17 protein-coding genes and 1 pseudogene are annotated in these 19098 nt (G+C 72.0%); 11 read left to right on the top strand and 7 right to left on the bottom strand.

What is annotated here, in order from left to right; translation table 11 throughout:
* Positions 1-3: 3 nt before the first annotated feature.
* The 6 genes from OG559_RS18945 to OG559_RS18970 are packed head-to-tail and all read left to right on the top strand — an operon-like array spanning position 4 to position 6653.
* On the top strand, positions 4-1146 hold the full coding sequence (locus OG559_RS18945) for a CaiB/BaiF CoA transferase family protein (RefSeq protein WP_405105518.1): 1143 nt from the start codon (positions 4-6) through the stop codon (positions 1144-1146).
* A gap of 4 nt (positions 1147-1150) precedes the next feature.
* Complete coding sequence (locus OG559_RS18950) at positions 1151-1948, top strand: enoyl-CoA hydratase/isomerase family protein (protein WP_396671370.1); 798 nt, start codon at positions 1151-1153, stop codon at positions 1946-1948.
* Positions 1945-3051 carry an acyl-CoA dehydrogenase family protein gene (locus tag OG559_RS18955; protein WP_405105520.1) on the top strand — a complete coding sequence of 369 codons (1107 nt, stop codon included), beginning with the start codon at positions 1945-1947 and terminating at the stop codon, positions 3049-3051. The genes OG559_RS18950 and OG559_RS18955 overlap by 4 nt, the downstream gene beginning before the upstream one ends.
* Positions 3048-4553 (top strand): class I adenylate-forming enzyme family protein, encoded by a 1506-nt coding sequence (locus OG559_RS18960; protein ID WP_405105522.1) that lies wholly within the window; start codon positions 3048-3050, stop codon positions 4551-4553. The genes OG559_RS18955 and OG559_RS18960 overlap by 4 nt, the downstream gene beginning before the upstream one ends.
* Positions 4543-5463, top strand: coding sequence for an acyl-CoA dehydrogenase family protein (locus OG559_RS18965; RefSeq protein WP_405105524.1), 921 nt, complete (start codon positions 4543-4545; stop codon positions 5461-5463). The genes OG559_RS18960 and OG559_RS18965 overlap by 11 nt, the downstream gene beginning before the upstream one ends.
* A complete protein-coding gene (locus OG559_RS18970; protein WP_405105526.1) occupies positions 5460-6653 on the top strand; it encodes a thiolase family protein in 1194 nt (397 codons plus the stop codon). Before OG559_RS18965 ends, OG559_RS18970 begins: the two co-directional genes overlap by 4 nt.
* Before the next feature lie 81 nt (positions 6654-6734).
* Here the strand turns inward: OG559_RS18970 and OG559_RS18975 are convergent, their stop codons facing one another.
* From OG559_RS18975 to OG559_RS18985, 3 genes are all read right to left on the bottom strand, one after another.
* Complete coding sequence (locus tag OG559_RS18975) at positions 6735-7673, bottom strand: alpha/beta hydrolase (protein ID WP_405105528.1); 939 nt, start codon at positions 7671-7673, stop codon at positions 6735-6737.
* A gap of 265 nt (positions 7674-7938) precedes the next feature.
* A complete protein-coding gene (locus OG559_RS18980) occupies positions 7939-9198 on the bottom strand; it encodes an acyltransferase family protein (RefSeq protein ID WP_405105530.1) in 1260 nt (419 codons plus the stop codon).
* A 444-nt stretch (positions 9199-9642) separates the two neighbouring features.
* Entirely contained in the window at positions 9643-9894 is a 252-nt protein-coding gene (locus tag OG559_RS18985; protein WP_405105532.1) for an AAA family ATPase, read from the bottom strand.
* Positions 9895-10373: 479 nt separating this feature from the next.
* Here OG559_RS18985 and OG559_RS18990 point away from each other — a divergent pair, with 479 nt between their 5' ends.
* The gene (locus OG559_RS18990; protein WP_405105534.1) at positions 10374-11501 is read left to right on the top strand and encodes a hypothetical protein; all 1128 of its coding nucleotides are present in this window, start codon (positions 10374-10376) and stop codon (positions 11499-11501) included.
* A gap of 82 nt (positions 11502-11583) precedes the next feature.
* Here the strand turns inward: OG559_RS18990 and OG559_RS18995 are convergent, their stop codons facing one another.
* Positions 11584-12564 carry a helix-turn-helix domain-containing protein gene (locus OG559_RS18995; RefSeq protein WP_405105536.1) on the bottom strand — a complete coding sequence of 327 codons (981 nt, stop codon included), beginning with the start codon at positions 12562-12564 and terminating at the stop codon, positions 11584-11586.
* Positions 12565-12635: 71 nt separating this feature from the next.
* On the opposite strand from OG559_RS18995, the gene OG559_RS19000 reads away from it, so the two are divergent.
* Positions 12636-13091: a rhodanese-like domain-containing protein gene (locus OG559_RS19000; protein ID WP_405105538.1), complete on the top strand. Its 456-nt coding sequence runs from the start codon at positions 12636-12638 to the stop codon at positions 13089-13091.
* A 346-nt stretch (positions 13092-13437) separates the two neighbouring features.
* Here OG559_RS19000 and OG559_RS19005 read toward each other — a convergent pair whose 3' ends face one another.
* Positions 13438-13752, bottom strand: coding sequence for a transposase (locus OG559_RS19005; RefSeq protein ID WP_405105540.1), 315 nt, complete (start codon positions 13750-13752; stop codon positions 13438-13440).
* Positions 13753-13754: 2 nt separating this feature from the next.
* Positions 13755-16847, bottom strand: coding sequence for an AfsR/SARP family transcriptional regulator (locus OG559_RS19010; protein WP_405105542.1), 3093 nt, complete (start codon positions 16845-16847; stop codon positions 13755-13757).
* A gap of 182 nt (positions 16848-17029) precedes the next feature.
* On the opposite strand from OG559_RS19010, the gene OG559_RS19015 reads away from it, so the two are divergent.
* Genes OG559_RS19015 through OG559_RS19025 form a run of 3 tightly spaced genes read left to right on the top strand, consistent with a single transcriptional unit; the run spans position 17030 to position 18757 of the window.
* Positions 17030-17740 carry a hypothetical protein gene (locus OG559_RS19015; RefSeq protein ID WP_405105544.1) on the top strand — a complete coding sequence of 237 codons (711 nt, stop codon included), beginning with the start codon at positions 17030-17032 and terminating at the stop codon, positions 17738-17740.
* Positions 17737-18258, top strand: a complete 522-nt coding sequence (locus OG559_RS19020) for a hypothetical protein (RefSeq protein WP_091630141.1) — start codon at positions 17737-17739, stop codon at positions 18256-18258. Before OG559_RS19015 ends, OG559_RS19020 begins: the two co-directional genes overlap by 4 nt.
* A complete protein-coding gene (locus tag OG559_RS19025; protein WP_405105547.1) occupies positions 18251-18757 on the top strand; it encodes a hypothetical protein in 507 nt (168 codons plus the stop codon). The genes OG559_RS19020 and OG559_RS19025 overlap by 8 nt, the downstream gene beginning before the upstream one ends.
* Before the next feature lie 68 nt (positions 18758-18825).
* Here OG559_RS19025 and OG559_RS19030 read toward each other — a convergent pair.
* A pseudogene (locus OG559_RS19030) lies at positions 18826-18984 on the bottom strand (IS110 family transposase); the annotation flags it as partial.
* Positions 18985-19098 lie beyond the last annotated feature (114 nt).

Raw genomic sequence — 19098 nt, forward strand, 5'->3', positions numbered from 1 at the left:
GCCATGACCGGGCCGCTGCACGGGGTACGGGTCATCGAGGTGGCGGCGCTGGGCCCGGTGCCGTTCGCCGGGATGCTGCTGGCCGACATGGGCGCCGAGGTGATCCGGGTCGACCGGGTGGGCGCCCCCGCGCCGGGTGCGGGAGCGAGCGTCGAGACGGATCCGCGGCACCGGCACCGGCGCACCGTGGCACTGGACCTCAAGCGGTCCGAGGGCGTGGACCTGTTGCTGCGCCTCGTGGAGGGCGCCGACGTGCTGATGGAGGGAATGCGGCCCGGCGTGATGGAGCGGCTGGGCGCCGGCCCGCAACCCTGCCTGGAACGCAGGCCGGGGCTGATCTACGCGCGGATGACCGGCTGGGGGCAGGACGGGCCGCTGGCCCAGCGGGCCGGGCACGACATCAACTACATCGGGATCGCCGGAGCGCTGCACCCGATGGGGCCGGCCGAGCTGCCACCGCCGGTGCCGTTGAACCTGGTCGGCGACTTCGGCGGCGGCGCGATGTACCTGGCCTTCGGCATCGCCTGCGCGCTGCGGGAACGGGAGCGCTCAGGGGTCGGGCAGGTCATCGACGCGGCCATGGTGGACGGTGCCGTATCGCTGACCGCGATGTTCCACGGGATGCTGGCCGCCGGCACCTGGTCGGACCGGCGGGAGAGCAACGTGCTCGACGGCTCGGCGCACTTCTACCGCACGTACCGCACTAGCGATGGTGGCTTCATGGCGGTCGGCGCGATCGAGCCGCAGTTCTACGCCCAGCTGCTGTCCGGGCTCGGGGTGGCCGCCGCCGACTTTCCGCAGCACGACCGGGAGCGCTGGCCCACGCTGGCCGCCGCGTTGGCCCGGATCTTCGCCACCCGCACCCGGGACGAGTGGACCACGGTGTTCGACGGTACCGACGCCTGTGTCACACCGGTGCTGTCGATGGCCGAGGCCGCCGCTCACCCGCATCTGGCCGCCCGGGGCACGTTGGTGCCGGTCGCGGGCACGCCCCAGCCGGCACCCGCGCCGCGGTTCTCCCGGACCGCCGCGGTGCCGCCGGGCCCGCCGGTCGGGTACGGCCGGCACACCGACGAGCTGCTCGCCGGCCTCGGACTGTCCGTGGCAGACATCGAACGGCTGCGCGCCGAGCGGATCGTGGGTTAGCGACATGACGAACGAGGACATCGAGTACGACGAGCGCGACGGCATCGCCACCATCCGGCTCAACCGCCCGGAGGTGGGCAACGCGCTGTCCCGGCGGATGCGGCCCCGGCTGCGCGAGTTGTGGGCGAAGGTACGCGACGACCCGTCGGTGCGGGTGGTGATCGTCACCGGCACCGGGGACCGGCACTTCTGCACCGGCGCCGACGTCCGCGAGGTTGCCGACGCCGGCACGACCTCGTCCGGGCACGGCACGGTGGCCGAGGACATCGTCTGGTCACCGTTGCAGAACCAGGTGTGGAAGCCCGTCATCTGCGCCGTGAACGGGTTGGCCGCCGGAGGTGGGCTGCACTTCGTCGCGGACGCCGACGTCGTCGTGGCCGCCGAGCACGCCCAGTTCATGGACACCCATGTCAGCGTCGGGCAGGTCGGTGCGGTGGAGAACATCGGACTGGCCCGCCGCCTGCCGCTGGGCACGGTGCTGCGGATGACGCTGGCGGGCAGGGGCTTCCGGCTCGACGCGACCCGCGCGTACCAGCTTGGTCTGGTCGACGAACTGGTGCCGGCGGCCGGCCTGATGGACGCCGCGCGGGAGCTGGCCGCGGCCATCGCCGCCAACTCCCCGAGTGCCGTGTCGCGCTCGAAGCAGGCCATCTGGGGTGCCGCCGAGCGGCCACACCAGGAGGCCCTGGAGTACGGCTGGGAACTGGCCCGCCGGCAGTGGACCCACCCCGACTTCATCGAGGGCGCGCGCGCCTTCGTGCAGAAGCGCCCCCCACAGTGGGATGTCGAGGTGCCGGCATGAGGTGGGCCTTCACCGCCGATCAGGAACGCCTACGCGACGAGGTGCGGGTCTTCCTGGCCGAACACGCGCACAGGCGCGACCCGATGCAGTACTTCCACGGCCGTGGCGGCGCCAGCCGCGAGCTGTACCGCGAGCTCGGCCGGCGCGGCTGGCTACGGCTGGCCTGGCCGCGTGAGTGGGGCGGGCAGGGCGCGCGGCCCTCCACCGAGTTCATCGTCTGGGACGAGCTGGCCTACGCCCGCGCGGTACGCCCCGACCTGGCCGCCGGGATCGTCGCGAAGACCATCATCGGGCACGGCACGGACGAGCAACGGGCCCGCTTCCTGCCCGGCATCGGCCTCGGCGAGATCAGCTTCGCGTTGGGATACTCGGAGCCGGAAGCCGGATCGGACCTGGCCGGGGTGCGCACCCGGGCGGTACCCGACGGCGACGGGTACCGGGTCACCGGCGAGAAGCGGTGGACCTCCGACGCGCACAACTCCGACTACCTGTGGCTGCTGTGCCGCACCCCGGAAAGCGGTCACACCCTGCTGATGCTCGACCTCACCGCGCCCGGGGTGCAGATCCGGCCGATCGACACCATCGACGGGCACCGGCTCAACGAGGTGAGCCTCGACGACGTGTACGTGCCGCAGGAGAACCGGATCGGCGCCGAAGGCGAGGCGTGGCGGCTGATCCGGGCCGCGCTGGCCGTCGAGCGGCATCTGATGGTGCTGCCCGGGCGGGTCCGGCGCGACTTCGAGGATCTGCTGCGCTGGTCGGCCGAGCGGGGCTGGTCGGCCGATGCCCGGACCCGCGCCGACATCGCCGACATCGCGCTCGACGTGGCCGAGGTGGAGGTTACGGCCATGAGCACCCTCGCGGCCATGGAGGCAGGCCACGACGGCGCCGCGCAGGCGGCGCGGGCGAAGCTGCTGGGCAGCAGGACCCTGCAACGCATCGCGCGGCTGCCGTTCGACGTCGGCGATGCCGGGGCCGCCCGCACCGGCACGCCGAGTTTCCTGTGGCACGAGACCTTCATGGAGACCATCGCCGGCGGCACCTCGGAAATCATGCTGGGCGTGCTGGCCCGCGAGGCGCTCGGGCTGGGAGGACGTCGATGACCGGGTACCTGGACGTGCTCGTCGACCACGCGCGGCACGCGCCGAACGCGCCGGCGCTGATCGACCCGGTCGGCGAGTACACCTACGCGGAGCTGTGGACCGCGATCGAGGAGCACGCCGCCGCGCTGCGTGCCCTCGGCGTCGTCCCCGGCGACCGGGTGGTCACCGCGCTGACGCCCGGGGCCCCGCACCTGGCCGCGTTGTTCGGGGTGATGGCCGCCGGGGCGGTCGCGGTGCCGCTGAACATCCGACTCGCCCCGCCCGAGGCGTACGCCTTCCTGGCCCCGCTCCGCCCGGCCCAGTTGCTGGCCGTCGAACCCGACACCGAGCTGGCGGCCCGGCTGGGCTGTGGCCTGGCCACGCTGCCCTCGGCCGGCGCTCCCGGGTCGTTGACCGACCGGATGTCGCTGACCGTCGTGACGCCCGCCTCGTCGTCGCCCGCGTTCCGCGACGAAACGGCCGCGATGATCATCGGCACCGGCGGCACCACCGGCGAACCCAAGGGCGCCACCTGGACCCACTCGGCGCTGTACCAGTACGCCGCGTCCTGCCAGGCGCAGATGGACATCCGGCGCACCGACGTGGAGCTGTACTTCTCCCCGTTCTTCCACATCGCGGTCGCCACGATCGTGTTCTCGACCCTGTTCGCGGGCGGCACCGCCTGGCTGCTGCCGCGCTTCGACGAGGCCGCTGTCCTCGACGCGCTCGCCACCGGCCGGCCCACCCGGCTGTTCGGCGCGCCCACCGCACTGTTGCGGCTGCTGGAGCACCCCGGCTTCGGCGCGGAGCACGGTGCCTCGATCCGCCGGGTGCTGTTCGGCTCCACCGCCAGCGTGCCGGCCTTCCCCGGTCGGCTGCGCGCCGCGTTTCCGCGGGCCCACCTGATCACCGGATACGGCGCGACCGAGTTCGGCGCGGTGGCCCGGCTTCGCTCCTGGGAACAGGAGGACGGCGTCGACCGGGGGCTGGGCCGCCCGGTGCCGGGCGCGTCGATCCGCATCGTCGACGACGCCGGCCACGACGTGCCCCGGGGCAGCGTCGGTGAGGTCCTGGTCCGCGCGCCGTGGCAGATGTCCGGGTACTGGGCGCGGCCGGAACAGAGCCGGGCCGCGGCGGTCGACGGTGCGATCCGCTCCGGTGACCTCGGCCGGCTCGACGAGGACGGCTTCCTCCACCTGGCCGGCCGCGCCAAAGACATGATCATCTCAGGGGGCGAGAACGTCTTCCCGATCGAGGTGGAGAACGTGATCGCCCGGCATCCGCAGGTGCACCAGGCTGCGGTGTTCGGCGTGGACGACCCGCTGTGGGGCGAACGGGTGGAGGCCGCCGTCGTGCCACACCCCGGCGGCGGCGTGGATCCCGACGGGCTGCGTGAGCACTGCCGCGCCGAACTGGCCGGGTACAAGGTGCCCCGCCGGTTCCACGTGCTCGACGAGCTGCCGGTGACCCCGGCGATGAAGGTGGACAAACGTGCCCTACGGGAGGTCACCCGTGACGCTTGAGGTGGACTACGGCCAGCAGCCGCGCGAGTTCGCGGAGGCGGTGCGCACGCTGTGCCGGCGCCATGAGGAAGGTTGGCGTCACCTGCCCGGCGACGGGTTTCCCGAGCAGACCTGGCAGGACCTCGCCGACATCGGGTTCCTCGGCCTCGCAGCCGAGGGCACCGAGGTGGCCGGCGAGATCGCCGCCGTCATGGAGGAGTTGGGCGGCCTCGGCTGCCCCGGCCCGCTCTGGGAAACCGTCCTGGCGACCCGCGCCGCCGCCGAACCGCCGGCGGACGGCATCGCCACCGTGGGTACCGGCGGCCCGCTGCCCTGGGGACACCGCGCCACCGTGTTCTTCGCGCTCACCGACGACGGCCTCTGGGAGTGTGAGCCGGTCGGCGAGGCGGTGCCGACACCGATGCTCACCGGTGAACTGTGGGCCGAGGTGCCGCTGGCACCCCGCCGGCGCGTCCCCGACGAGTGCGGCGCGCTCGCCCTGGGTGACCTGGCGCTCGCCGCGCAACTCGTCGGAGCCGGTGCCCGGCTGGTGCGGGACGCCGCCGAGTACGTGGCCGGCCGCCACCAGTTCCGCCGGCCGCTGGGCGACTTCCAGGGCGTGGCCTTCCCGCTCGCCGAGGCCGACATCGAACTGGCCGCCGCGCGGGCCCTGACCAGCCGGGCCGCGTCCCGGCTGGCGGACGGCGGCGCGGACGCCGCCCGCGCCGCCCGCGCCGCCGTCCTTTCCGCCGCCCGCGCGGCCCGTACCGCCACGTACCACACCTTCCAGGCGTACGGCGCGATGGCGTTCACCGAAGAGGGCGGCGTGGCCTGGTACGGGCGGCGCATCGCGCAGCTACGCACCCAGGCGCTGACCCCGTACCGCAGGGCGGCGTGGACCGCCGACGTCTTCGAGAGGAACTCCCCATGACCGACGACGTTGTCGTTCTCGCCACGGCCCGTACCCCGTTCGGCCGCTTCGGCGGTGCCCTTCGTGACCTGCCCCTGCCCGACCTCGGCGTGATCCCGGTGGGCGCCGTGCTGCACCGCGCCGGGCTGACCGGCGCGGACGTCGACGAGTTGGCGTTCGGGGTGAACTTCCCCGGCTCCGAGCGCTCGGTGGCCCGGCAGGTGCTGCTACGGGCCGGGATCCCCGAGGAGAAGGTCGCGTACACCGTCGACCGGGCCTGCTGCTCGTCGCTCGCGGCGATCACGCTGACCAGCCGGGGACTGCGGCTCAACGACACCGCGCTGAGCGTCGCCGGCGGCGTGGAGAACCTGAGCCGGGTGCCGTACTTCGTGCACGCGGCCCGCTTCGGAAACCGGATCGGCGACATCGTGCTCACCGACCAACTCGTCGTCGCCTGCCCGCACACGGGGGTACCCCGGGCCGTGCAGGCCGGCGCCGAGGCCACCGAGTACGGGGTGGACCGCGCCGAACAGGACGACTGGGCGCTGCGCAGCCAGCAACGGTACGCGGACGCCCTGGCCCGCGGCTGCTTCGCCGACGAGATCGTGCCGGTGGACGTGCCGGACCGGACCGGCCGCCCGGTACGGCTGGCCGCCGACGAGGCGCCGCGGCCCGACACCACAGCACAGCGACTGGCCGCGCTGCCGACGGTCTACGACAGCGCCACGGTGACGGCGGGCAACGCGCCCAACATGAGTACCGGCGCGGTGGCCCTGGTGCTGGCCAGTACGGCGGAGGCGACTCGGCGCGGCACCACCGGCCTGGCCACCATCGGCGCGTGCACCCAGGTCTCGGGCGATCCGCAGCGCCTGGCGTCGATGCCCGCGCGGGCGGCCCAGCGGGCACTGGCTAAGGCCGGCCTGACCCTCGACGACATCGACCTGATCGAGGTCAACGAGGCGTTCGCGGCGGTGCCCCTGGTCACGACGCTTGCTCTGGCGGACGGGGACCGGGGCGGGGCGCTGCGGCTGCGCGAGCGGACGAACGTCAACGGTGGCGCTGTCGCGGTCGGTCACCCCACGGGCGCGACGGGCGGCCGGTTGGTGATGACGATGATCAACGAGCTGCGCCGGCGGGGTGGGGGGAGGGGCCTGGTCGCCATCTGCGGCGGCGTCGGCGAGGCCGAGTCGGTCATCGTCACCGTCCGCTGACTTTCCCGCCCTGCTCAACTCGTCTCACCGCCTGGCGGCGGCGCGCTCCCGCGGGGCCCACGGGAGCACGCCGCCGGGTGGTCAGAGCATCCGGCGGAAGGCGGCCACCGCGTCCTGCTGCATCCGCCGCGACACAGCCGCCTCGGTCACCAGCGCGGAGCCGTGGAAGGTGGCCGGGTACAGGTGCGCCTCGGTCGGCACGCCGGCCTGGGCCAGCCGCTGGGCATAGTGCATTCCCTCGTCGCGAACCGGATCGAACTGGCAGCTCGATATGAACGCTGGCGGCAGCCCGGCAAGATCCTCCGCGCGGGCCGGGGCGGCGTACGGCGACACGCTCGGGTCGCCGGGCTTGACGTCGTCCCCGAGGTAGTAGGCCCAGCCCAGCTCGGCGCTGGGGCGATTCCAGATCGGGGTGTCGACGTAGGCGCGCATGGACACGCTGTCGAGCTGGTCGTCGAGCACCGGGACGTCGAGGTACTGCATGGCCAGCCGTGGGCCGCCGCGGTCGCGGGTCAGCAGGGTGAGGCCGGCGGCGATCCCGCCACCGGAGCTGCGGCCGTAGAGGCCCAGGCGGGTGGGGTCCACGCCGAGTTCGTCGGTGTTGCCGGCCAGCCAGCACAGCACCGCGTAGCAGTCCTCCAGGGCTGCCGGGAAGGGCTCCTCGGGCGCGAGGCGGTAGTCGACGGCGATCACCACGGCCCCGATGCCGGTGGCGAACGCGGCGGCGTCGGCGTGTTCGAGCGCCAGGTCGCCGAGCACGAAGCCGCCGCCGTGCAGGTGCAGGACGGCCGGCGCCGGCGTCGCTGCCGGCTGCGGGGTGTAGATCCGCACCGGGACGGCGGGGGCGCCGTCCGGGCCGGGCACCGTACGGTCCAGCACGGTAAGGCCGGTCAGGTCGGGCTGGGGAAGCTGGGCCGCGATGGCCCGCCCGACTTCGCGGGCGGCGGCCGGGTCGCGAAGGTCGAGGATGGGCAGCATCGGGGCCCACGGTGCCAGCTCCGCATCAAAGGGATATGTCATGACAACCTCCACGGCCGGGGCCGCTCGGAAGGCTGCCGAGCGGCATTCGTCTCACCAACGAGCGACCGGGCAAGGAGTTAGACGTCCTGGGTGGTGTTACTTTCCGGCCTTGACCCGTTGATCCCTCTGGTCCGTTTCGGGCTGACCGTTCTGTCCGCTGCCGGTGGTGGCGGGTGTGCCCCGTGTCGCTGCGGGCGCGCCGGTGCTCTGACGTCGCGGCCGTCGGTCCGGTGCCGACCGCTCACGCGGCCGGCACCGGATCCGGTCAGCTCGCCAGCAGCAGCGCGACGCCGGCCAGCGCGCCCAGCGCGGAGAAGCCGGCCCCGATGCCCAGGGCGAGCCGTGGCGACTGCGAGACCCGCCGGGAGTACCTGATGGGGTTCTCGACGAAGTGGAAGGTCAACCAGGCCGGGGCGATCGACAGTGCGATCACCAGCAGTCCGGTGGACGTCGACAGCGGTCCCCAGTACGTGGCCGCGATCGCGAGCATCGGCCAGTGCCACAGGTACAGCGAGTACGACAGCGAGCCGATCCAGCGCAGTGGCGCGATCCCGAGCAGAGTCTCCACCCCGCCCCGGGCCGCGGCGCAGCCGGCCGCGATGACCGCCGCGGTGCCTAGTACCGGCAGGGCGGCAGTGTAGCCGGGGAAGTCCATCATCGGGGTGAAGAACAGGCACGTCACCAGCACCGCTGCCAACCCGGCCCAGCCCAGCACGACAGCGACCGGCTTGGGCAGCCGGGCCCAGGCCCCGACCGACATGGCGACGCCAGCGCCGACGGCCAACTCCCAGATCCGGCTGGTGGTCTGGAAGAACGCCGGGGACTGCGCACCGACGGTGGTGGTTACCGACCAGGCCAGCGAGCCGGCGGCCAGCAGGCCCAGCGCCGTCGCCAACACCGGCTTCAGCCGGGCGCCGGACACCTTGGCCAGCGCCACCGCCAGCAGGATGAGCAACGGCCAGATCAGGTAGTACTGCTCTTCGACGGCAAGCGACCAGAAATGCTGGACGGGGGACGGCGGCATCGTCGGGTCGGGGTGCGTGAAGCGCTCGGCCAGCCGCCAGTTCAGCAGGTAGGCCACCGCGGCGACGATGTCGCCGCCGATCTGACCCCACCGGCCACGAGGCACCATCAGGAACACGAACACCGCTGCCGTCAGCAGCACCACGTTGACCGCCGGCAGCAGTCTCTTGGCCCGGCGGGCGTAGAAGTCGATCAGCGCGACCCCGCCGGTCCGGTTCTGTTCGGACAGCAGTTGGGTGGTGATGAGGTAGCCCGAGATGACGAAGAAGACGTCGACGCCGGCGAAGCCGCCGGAGATCGCCGGCACGCCGGCGTGGAACAGCATCACCATCACCACGGCGACCGCGCGGATTCCCTCGATGTCGCCACGGAATCTGGTGCGCGGCCGGTCGGGCGGGCTTGCGTGGCTCGGCTCGCCGACGGCCGGCGGTGGCGCCGGCCGTTCAGGGCCGGCGGGTTGGACGGGCGCTAAATGCGCCGGGTCGGCTGGAGCGGACATCATTCCTCCTGAGGGGCATTCAGACAGCTTGATCTAAATCTAGGAGTATGAGGCTGGCCACATTCGTGGCCATATTCAGCAGGGAATCGTTCTGTTGTCGAGACGTGCGGCGTCGTGAATGCTGTGACATGTCGTGAATGGGATACCTGGCCGGCCCCCCGGATCACAGTGGTGAAGCAGCGTTCCGGGCGTCGACCCGCCGGCCCGTAGGGAGGTCGCGGCGATGTTCGACGTCTCGTCGACGACCGCTTTCTGCGGAAAGCCGAGATAGTTGCGACAATGGCCGGATACCTAATTTATTCGAGCAAAATGAATGCATTCTGAGAGATGCACCGGAACGCCCATTGGTGCTCCTTTCCGCCTTCGTCCTTCCGGTCACCGGTCGCGGTCGACCGTGCCGTCACGTCGCCCGATCGGGTGAGTGTCGCCTGCTGGCCGTATGTCCGGTCACGCCGCCAGGTTGGTTCTCGGATGCGCGCCGACGCATGCGTGCCGTACCTGCTCGACAAGGGCCGCTATCGGGGGGTGGGTGGCGGTCAGGATCGGGTGCAGGCTGGCGTCGATCTCGTCAATCAGCACCGTGGCCCCGGTACGCGGCATCGCGGCAGCGTGCAGGCCCAGTGTCAGCAGTTGCCGGCTGCCGGTCGACTGGTCCTGAAGGTCGAGCTTCGCCCGATCCGGAGTGGCGTCCGACTCCACGAAGGACGGCCTGAACCCGGCGGCCAGGCGCCCGGGGCGATCTGCCTCCGGTCCACCCGGGGAGGGGTGCCCGCCGGTCGGCCGAGACCTCCGTTCGGGGCTTCCTGCCTGCTGCCTCGCTCCCACGTCACCATCAGCGCCTTCCGGGCGTTGAGAGTGCAAGGTACTTCAGCCGGCTCTTCTAAGTCACTATTAATTACGACAAATGCAAGCCACGCTCCCTAAGTCGAACGGTCGGCCCCAAAGGTGCTGTCGCAGCGTAGCTACAATGCGGCTGGCAACGTCAGGTCGCACTGGGGAGGGCGCGGATGCTGGGAACTGCGAGGAAAGCCGTGACAACGATGAGCATCTGGCGTAGAAGTCTGTGGCGCTATCGAGTCACCACTGCGGGAATTGCGCTGACCTCTTTCGGGGCCGCCACGGCTCTGGACAACCCTCCCACAGCAGTCAGTGTCCTAGCAGCAGCTGTTGGCTGCCTCGTGTCCCTACTGGAAATCCGAGCCAATCGCCGCCGGGCCCGGCTGGTGCGGTTCCAGTCGCGGGACGGCGACAACTATCGCGATCTGTCAAGTCAACTGGGAACCTTGGGGCCCGTCATAGAAAGCGCACACGACGTCGGCGTGGTAATGACGAAAGAGTGCGCGCGGCTTCGAAGCCAGCCTGTTCGAGCCGAGCTTGAAAGCTCACCGTACCGCCTGCCTCGCGAGCTCAAGATCTGGTCGTTCGACTTCCTTGCGCGTCGGGCCCGGGTTGCTGCCATGTACAACGGCGACATACTCGGCCTGGCCTCTGATCTGCCTTCCGGCGATGAGGACGTGGTCGTCAAGCTCAGGCCCGGCCGCTATTTCGACTTCTTCTGCAGCAACCTGCTGGCCCCATTTGATGTGTGGGAAACAGGGCGGAAGTTGCCGCTTCTCCGGGGGAGGGAACTCGTCCTCGATCGGCGCGGGCAACTGATGACCTTCCGGCGCAGTCGACTCGCGAACACGGTCGGCGTCTCGTCCCTGGCCTTCACCACGGACGGTCAACTGATCCTGGTGGCCCAGGCCAAGGACAATGTGGGAAGCCCCGGGCTCATCGCCCCGTCCGGCTCTGGCGCTCTCGAACCCCGCGACGTACCGCAGGATGGAACAGGGCTGACGATCGGAGACATCGCCCTCCGCGGTGCCGAGCGGGAGTTGCGGGAGGAATGCCACATCAGCTCGGACGAAGTTGAAATCAGTATGATTGTGGGGCACGGCCGGTGGATCAGTCGAGGTGCCATGCCAGAGTTCTGCGCGGTCACCCTTCTTCAACTCACCAGCGACCAGGTGCTCGATCGGGCGATCCGGCTCGTCGAGCGCCCCTACGTCTCCGAGGTAATGGCGGTTGACCTGGCGCCGATGACCAGATGGAACCCGAGAAAACCGCTGACCATGCTGCCCGAAGAGATCAGACGCTCGGCGTCTTGGCCCCTGGCCTTCGGCCTGGCCTGCCTGGCTCAGTCCATCGGCGACCAGTCGTGGCCCCTGCGACAGGAGCTGATGAAGCGGCTGGGCCAGGAAACACCTTCCGCAGCAGGTGACATCGAGGGGCCCTACCCAGAGGCGGCAACGGCCAGTGCGTGAAGGTGCGTGACCGGGTCGCCCTGGCCGACGGTCGTTCGGTGCAGTTGTCTATTGCCGGTGTGCGCGGGGACCGAAACCCGCCTCACATGGGGGTCGTGCGGAAGGTCCGCCGGTAGGCCGCCGGCGAGGTACGCATGATCCGGCCGAAGTGGTAGCGGAAGGTGACTGGTGAGTCGAAGCCGACCAGGCTCGCGATCCGCTCGACCGGCCAGTCCGAGGTCTCGAGCGGGGCGAGGCTGGCCCGGACCCGCTGGACTGTCAGCCAGCGGATCGGGCTGCTGCCGGTCGCCCGAGCGAAATGTCGCAGGTACGACCGGGAGGACATCCGAGCCCGGGCGGCCAGCGTCTCGACGGTGATCGGCTGCGCCAGGTGTCCCAGCGCCCAGTCCATGCTGCGGGCCACCCCGTCATCGTCCTGGGCGATCGGGCCCACCGGCGCCTCGATGAACTGGGCCTGCCCGCCGTCCCGGTGCGGCGCGGTGACCAGCCTGCGGGCGACGGCGTTCGCGACCGTGCTCCCGTGGTCCCGCCGAACGACATGCACGCAGAGGTCGAGCCCTGCGGCGCTGCCCGCGCTGGTGAGCACGTCCCCGAGGTCGACGTAGAGCACGTCGGCGTCGACCCGCACGGCCGGGTGGCGGCGGCGCAACTCGTCGGCGTACCGCCAATGGGTGGTCGCCCGACGGCCGTCGAGCAGGCCCGCGCCGGCCAGGGCGAAGGCGCCCGAACAGATGGACATCAGCCGGGCGCCCCGCCGGTGGGCCAGCCGCAGCGCGGCGACGAGATCCGGTGACGGGTCCACAGTGACGTCAGGCACCCCGGGCACGATCACAGTTTCGGCAGCGGCGAACGTGTCCAGCCCGAACGGGGTCTCGAGACTGGCCCCGCCGAGGAGCGGCACCGGCCCGGGTTGCTCGGCGCAGACGGTGAGGTCGTACCAGGGTCGGTCGAGCTCGGGCCGAGGCAGCCCGAACACCTCAGTGACGATGCCGGTTTCGAACACCGACATGCCGGGATAGGCCAGCACCGAGACCGTTCGTCGAACCTCGGGCGGCACGGTCATGGCGGGATCTTAGCGAAGCATGGCATCAGCGCCACTGTCGGCGGCCCCCGCCGGCCGGCAGGCTGCTGGGCATGTCGAGAGCCTTTTCCGTGCCGGCCGCCCCGCCCGCGATCGCCACCGCCCACTTCGCCGCCCGGCTCTCCGTCGAGACCGACGTCAGCGACGTGCACGCCGACCTGGAGTCCGGGGCCGACATGCTGGTGGTGGACAGCAGGAACGAGAGGGCCTGGCTTCAGGGACACCTGCCCGGCGCGCTGCACCTGCCCACCGCCGACATCGCCGGCCGCGCTTCGGCGCTCATCCCCGCCGGACGCCGGGTCGTCACCTACTGCTGGGGCCCGGGGTGCAACGGTGCCACCCGGGCCGCCCTGGAGTTGGCCCAACTGGGCTTTCCGGTCAAGGAAATGATCGGCGGGTACGAGTACTGGGTCCGAGAGGGCTTCCCGGTGCTGACCCCGGACGGCCTGCTCCGACGGCCGGCGGACGGCTTGACCGCGCCCGTCGGGGACGAGGCCTGCGGCTGTTGAGTTATTGCCGGGTCAGTCCCACGATGGCGGCGAAGCGGGCCACGTCGGCCGAGGTGGGGCCGGCGCGGAGCACGGCGGTCAGCGCGGCGCGGGCGGCGGGGCGGATGCGGGTCTCGGCCGACGCGGTTGAGGGTGCGCCAGGTGAAGACCTGGGGTGTTTGTGTGGGGAGAATTCGTCCGTGTCCAGAGCAAGAGAGTCTTTGGCAATCGTGCTCCTCGCCGCTGACGTGACTTCCGCTATCGACTCCGTCAAGCAGTCCGGTTTTCCGCGCTCCGGCGACATTTACACCCTTTGATCACCTGTGCCGGTGACGGCTGGGCCTAGACGAGTAAGTCCAAAGTCGGGTTAGTGGTCGTAGGCGATCAGGGACCTGGTGACGGGTTGGCCGGTGGCGCGGTTGTGCCAGATTGCGGCGGTCATGGCGAGGAGTCGTTGGGCGACTCGGGCGGTGACTCCTTCGATGCTGCGGCCGCCGTGGAGTTCGAGGTCGAGTTGGCCCTTCAACGTGTCGTTGACCGACTCGATGAGTTGGCGGACCGGTTTGAGTAGGTGCTCGTCGCGGCGTGGGACGCGGTTGCGGTACGACGGTCGTAGTAACCGCACGCCACGCTCGGCCAGCCACCGGTCCAACTCGGCGGAGACGTATCCCTTGTCCGCCACGATCAGCAGGCCGGGGCGGTCTCCCGGGCCAGCCGCGTCGCCTGGCCGTCCAGCCGCGCTGCCTCGGCCGTGTCCGCGGACCGCTCCGCGAGCCGGGCGAGGAGATAGGACGCCCGAATCTCAAGCGGCCGGTAGCCCGAGCGGGTGGCCAGACCCAACGCCGCCCGCCCGTGTCGCCCGGCGGCCTCCGGGTCGCCCCCGGCCAGCTCGGCGGCGGCGAGGCCGGTCAGGGCCGTCGCCTCGCACCAGCAGAATCGGGTACGCCGGGCAAGTTCGAGGGACCGGCGGTGCTGCTCGGCCGCCTCGCCCGGGTGTCCCAGCGCCAGCAGCACCCGCCCCAGCGCGTCGGCAGCCCACGCCTCGGTGCCCGTGTCGCCGATCTCCCGGGTCAGCGTCACCGCCCGCTCGGCGTCGGCACGGGCCAGCTCGGCGCGATCCGTGTCGCTCCAGAGCACCGCACGGCCGGCCAGGGCGGTCGCCTCACCGTACCGGTAGCCGAGCTCCCGATTGGCGGCGAGCGCGCGGGCGTAGAGATCATCCGCGCCGTCCGGGTCGCCCCGGTCCCGGCGCACGTTGGCCAGGTCGACCAGGAGCACGGCCACGTTGTAGTGCGCCCCGGCCCGCTCCCCGCGCTCCAGTGCGGCCCGGAAGTGGGCGTCCGCCTCCGCGAATGCGCCGAGCTGCCAATGCGAGAACCCGAGGTTGGCCAGGGACATGGCCTCCCCGCCGTCATTGCCCGACCGGCGGTTGAGCGCCAACGACAGGCGGGCGCAGTCGATCGCCGCGTGCGGGTCGCCGAGCCGCTGGTGCACCGCGCTGAGGTTGTTCAGGATCCCGGCCCGTCCCTCCTGCCAGCTGTCCGCGTCGCTGCACCGCAGCCCTTCGAGCAGGTGCTCGCGGGCCTCCTCGTACCGGCCGCTGTTGACCTGCACGAGCGCGATGCTCTGGTGCATCGCGGCCTGGGCGCGGGCGTCACCGTCGGTCTGGGCGGCGGCCAGCGCCACCGTCGCCGCGTTCAGCCACTCCTCCCGCCGACCCCGCTGGTGGAAGTAGGCGCGCAGCGCGTCGGTGAGATGCCAGGCGTACCGGCGGGGACCGCACCGGGCGGCCTCTTCGACCGCCGCCGTAAGGTTCGCCCACTCGGCATCCAACCAGGCCAGGGCGGCGTCGGTGTCGGGGAAGGGGTCCGCTGCCACCGGCCGCGGCAGCCGCACGAAATGCGGAATGACCCGGCGGCCCGCCGCGTCGGCCGTGTCCAGGTAGTGGTCGAACAGCCGCCTCCGGGCCACCCCGCGGGCCGCCTCGTCGTCCTCCGCGGTGAGCCGGTCCACGGCGTACCGGCGCAGCAGGTCGTGGAAGCGGTAGCGCTCGCCGGGGTGTCGCTCCAGCAGGTGCGCCGCCGCCAGGGCCCGCAGTCGCCGGGTCGCGGTGGGCACCGGCACGCCGGCGACCGCGCCGGCCGGGCCGGCGGTGATGCTCGCACCGGGCACCAGGCCGAGGCGGCGGAACAGTTCCCGCTGCGGCCCGGACAACACCCGGTACGACAGGGCGAACGCCTTCGTCACCGCCCCCTCCTCGGCGCCGTCGACGGTCAACCCGGCCAGCCGGTCCCCGTCGGCCAGCTCGCGGACCAGGCCGGCGACGTCCGCCCTGCCGGCCGACTGCACGTTGGCCGCGGCGATGCGCAGGGCCAGTGGCAGGTGGCCGCAGAGCCGAGCCAGCTTCGCTGCCGCCGCCGGGTCGGCCCGCACGGCCGCCGCACCCAGCAGCGTCGCCAGGAGACGTACCGACGCCACCGGGGTGAGTACGTCCAACGGGAGCAGCCGGGCGTCGGCGCGGACCACGAGGTCACCGAGGCGGTGCCGGCTGGTGACGAGCACGGTGCCGCGGGACGGGATGAGCGGCAGCACCTGGTCGGCGTGGCGGGCGTTGTCCAGCACCAGCAGCACGTCCCGACCGGCCAGTAGCGAGCGGAGCAGCGCCGTTCGGCCGTCCAACCCGTCCGGCACCGCCCTCGGGTCGACCCCGAGCGCGGTCAGCAGGTGGGTCAGCGCCGTCTCCACCGGCATCGGCTCCCGGTCGGCGTCGAAGCCACGCAGGTCGAGGTGGAGCTGCCCGTCCGGGAACTCCGCGCGGACCCGGTGGGCCCAGTGCAGCGCCAGGGCGGTCTTGCCCACCCCGGCGGTGCCGCTGATCACCCAGATCCGGGTACGGCCGGCCGGCTCCGCCAACCCGGCGTCGAGCCGTTCCAGCTCGGCGTCCCGTCCGGTGAGGGTCGTGCTGCTGTGCGGCAGCCCGGCGGGGCGGACGAGCGCGGAGCGGTCGTCGCCGCCCGGTCCGGCGACGTCGGCGGGCGGCCCCAGCGTCGGGTCGGCGCGCAGGATCCGCTCCTCAAGGCGGCGCAGCGCCGGGGCCGGGTCGAGGCCGAGTTCGTCGGCGAGCCGATCGCGTACCTGCCGGTAGGTGGCCAGCGCCCGGTCGGCGCCGCCCTCCCGGTACAGGGCCAGCATGAGCTGACCGACCAGCCGCTGGCGTCCGGGTTGCCGGGCCACCGCGTCGGTCAACTCGTCGGCGACCTGCCGGGAACGCCCCCGCCGCAGCAGCACGTCGGCCCGCTCCTCGACCGCCGTCCAGCGGGCCTCGCGCAGGCCGGCGCAGAGCCGGTGCCGCACCTCCTCGTCGGCCACGTCGGCGAGCGGCTCCCCCCGCCACAGCGCCAGCGCCTGGTCGAACAGGGCCACGGCGTCGTCGTCGCCGGCCGCCCGCGCCCGCGCGACCAGGTCGGTGAACCGGTGCGCGTCGACCGCCAGCGGGTCGACCCGGAGCAGGTAGCCGGGCGCACGGCCGATCAGTTCCACCGGCACCCCCGCCTGCCGCAACGCGGTGCGCAGCCGGGAGACCAGCGCCTGCACGGTGCCCCGGGCGCTGCGCGGCGGCGCCGGACCCCAGACCAGGTCGATCAGCCGATCCACCGCCACCACCCGGTCCGGCTCCAGCAGCAGCGTCGCGAGAACGAGGCGAGGCTGGCGCCCACCGAGGTCGACCTGGACGCTGTGCGCCCACACCTCGACCGTGCCCAACACCCGGAACTCCACCGCCACCTCCCCACCGGCGAGTATGACGGTCCGCAGTGGACGAGCTGCAAGCCGGTTGCAAGCATCCTGCATCCACGGGTGTGGACCGTGTATCCCGTCCTGATCTGGCGGTCCTTCGGCCGTTCGGTCGGGACGCGCGGCCGGCACCGGCCGCGCCTCACCTCGAAAAGGGAGAACGGCGAGTGGAGAAACTCAGGCGTCCCGGCCCACGCCGGCTGGGCCTGACGGCGGCAGGGGCCGTCGCGGTGGTCGCGCTCGTGGCGGCCGTTGGTGTCGGCCGGGCCGACCCCGGCGTGCGCTACGACACACAGCCCGAGGCGCTTGCCTTCGGCAAGGAGATGTACGACTTCCAGACCGTCGAGCAGATGACCGCCACCTCACACCTGGTGGTCTTCGGCACGGTCACCTCGGCGGAGCCCGGCCGGCTGGCCGGCGCCGACGAGGACCCGGCGGCGGTTGGCGGTGACATCCGGCTGCGGACGGTGACAATCACCCAGTACGACGTCCTGCACAACCCGAAGAACCTGATCATCCCGCCGTCCATCACCCTCGAGGAGGAGGGCTGGGACGAGGAGGGGCGCGGCTACATCTCCAACAACGTGGCCTGGAGTGCGGTGGGCGACACCGGCTACTTCTTCCTGCGCCGCGCCGTCGGCACCAGCAACCCCTACACCTACCAGCTGGCCAGCTCCGACGGGCGCGCGCTGGTGGTCGACGGCGCGCTGCGGCCCAGCAACGCGGAGAACGAGCTGGCCACGTCGATCACCACGATGGCGCCCTCGTTCCTGAACAACACGGTCGTCGCGGCGAGCGGGCAGGTCGCCGCCGGCACGCTGACCGAGTCGATGCCGACCGCGGAGCTGCCGCAGCCTCCGGAGGAGAGTGGGGAATGAAGCGCACGACGATCGTCCTCGGTACCACGCTGATCGCCGTGGTGGCGTTGGCGCCACCGGCCATGGCCGGGCACGGCGGCAAGGCCAACAGCGGCAAGCCGGACAACAAGGAACAGGCGGTGGAGTCGAACTCGCTGACGAGCGCCGGCAAGGCGGCGGTCTCGCACGGCCGGGCTCAGCTCGACCGCTCGCAGATCAACACCTCGACCGGCGGCGGGGACATCCACGTCTACGACAAGTCGTACTCCAGTTCTTGGTACGGGCAGACGACCTGCACCGACACCAACTGGTGGAACGGGCTGTGCGACCAGTACGACGTCAAATTCAACACCCGGACGATGAGCGGCAAGTCCACGGGCTACTGGCAGAGCCTCGGCTGTCACGAACTCGGGCACACCGGCTCGCTGGGCCACCGCTCGAAGAGCGCCGACACGGACAACAACTCGTGTATGCGCAGCGAGATCTGGCCCAAGAACTTCGACAGCCATGACATCACCGCGATCAATGACAATGTCTGATCGTCGTCTGCTGTTCTCCGGTGCGGCGGTGGTCGCGGTGGCCGCCGCCGCGCTGGGCGGGTGGTGGCTGTCTCGGCCGGATCTGCCCTCGGACTGGTCGGGCCGGAGCCAGTTCTGTGCCGAGGCGCAGACCTTCGCTCTGGTCAACCAGAGCGAGCTCACCAGTGAGCAGCGGGTCGAGGCGATGGCCGCCCTGATCCGCTCCGCACCACGGGAGCTCACCCCGGACCTGGAGCGGCTCGCCGGTGCACTGGGGGGACCCGAGCCCACCACCCCGCACGACCACGGCCCGACCGGATCGAGCCCGGAGGCGGCCGGTCACGACGCCGGCACGGCCGCGCACGAGCACGACCCCGGCACGGCCGCGCACGAGCACGACGACGCGTCCGCTGCGGAGGCGGCCGTGCCGAACGGCACGGCGGTAAAGGCGAGCGGACGCCGCGCGGGGGAGTTCATCGAACGCACCTGCGGGGTCAACCTGCCCAACATCCGCACCTGAGCTGCGGACTCCGCGGGTGGGACGTCGTCAGACGGTTCGCCATCGGGGGGGTGTCCCTATGGGTTTGGTCAAGCGGTGATCGGTGTTGTTGGGCGGGGTTGGTAGGGGATCTTGTCGCGGAGCATGGCGTGGAGGACGTCGCAGCGGCGTCGGGCGAGGCAGATGAGGGCGGCGTTGTGGCGTTTGCCTTCGCCGCGTTTGCGGTCGTAGTAGGCGCGGCTGGTGGGCGGCCGGCCCGGGCCACGCGTCCGGGCCGGTCGGGCCGTCACCGTCGCGGCTTGTCGCCGCAGGTCAGCGGCCTACGTCGGCGTGGAGCGCTTCGCGGCGGTTCGGCCGCAGCA

This window comes from Micromonospora sp. NBC_01405, from assembly GCF_045040155.1.
In the GTDB taxonomy this organism is placed as follows: domain Bacteria; phylum Actinomycetota; class Actinomycetes; order Mycobacteriales; family Micromonosporaceae; genus Micromonospora.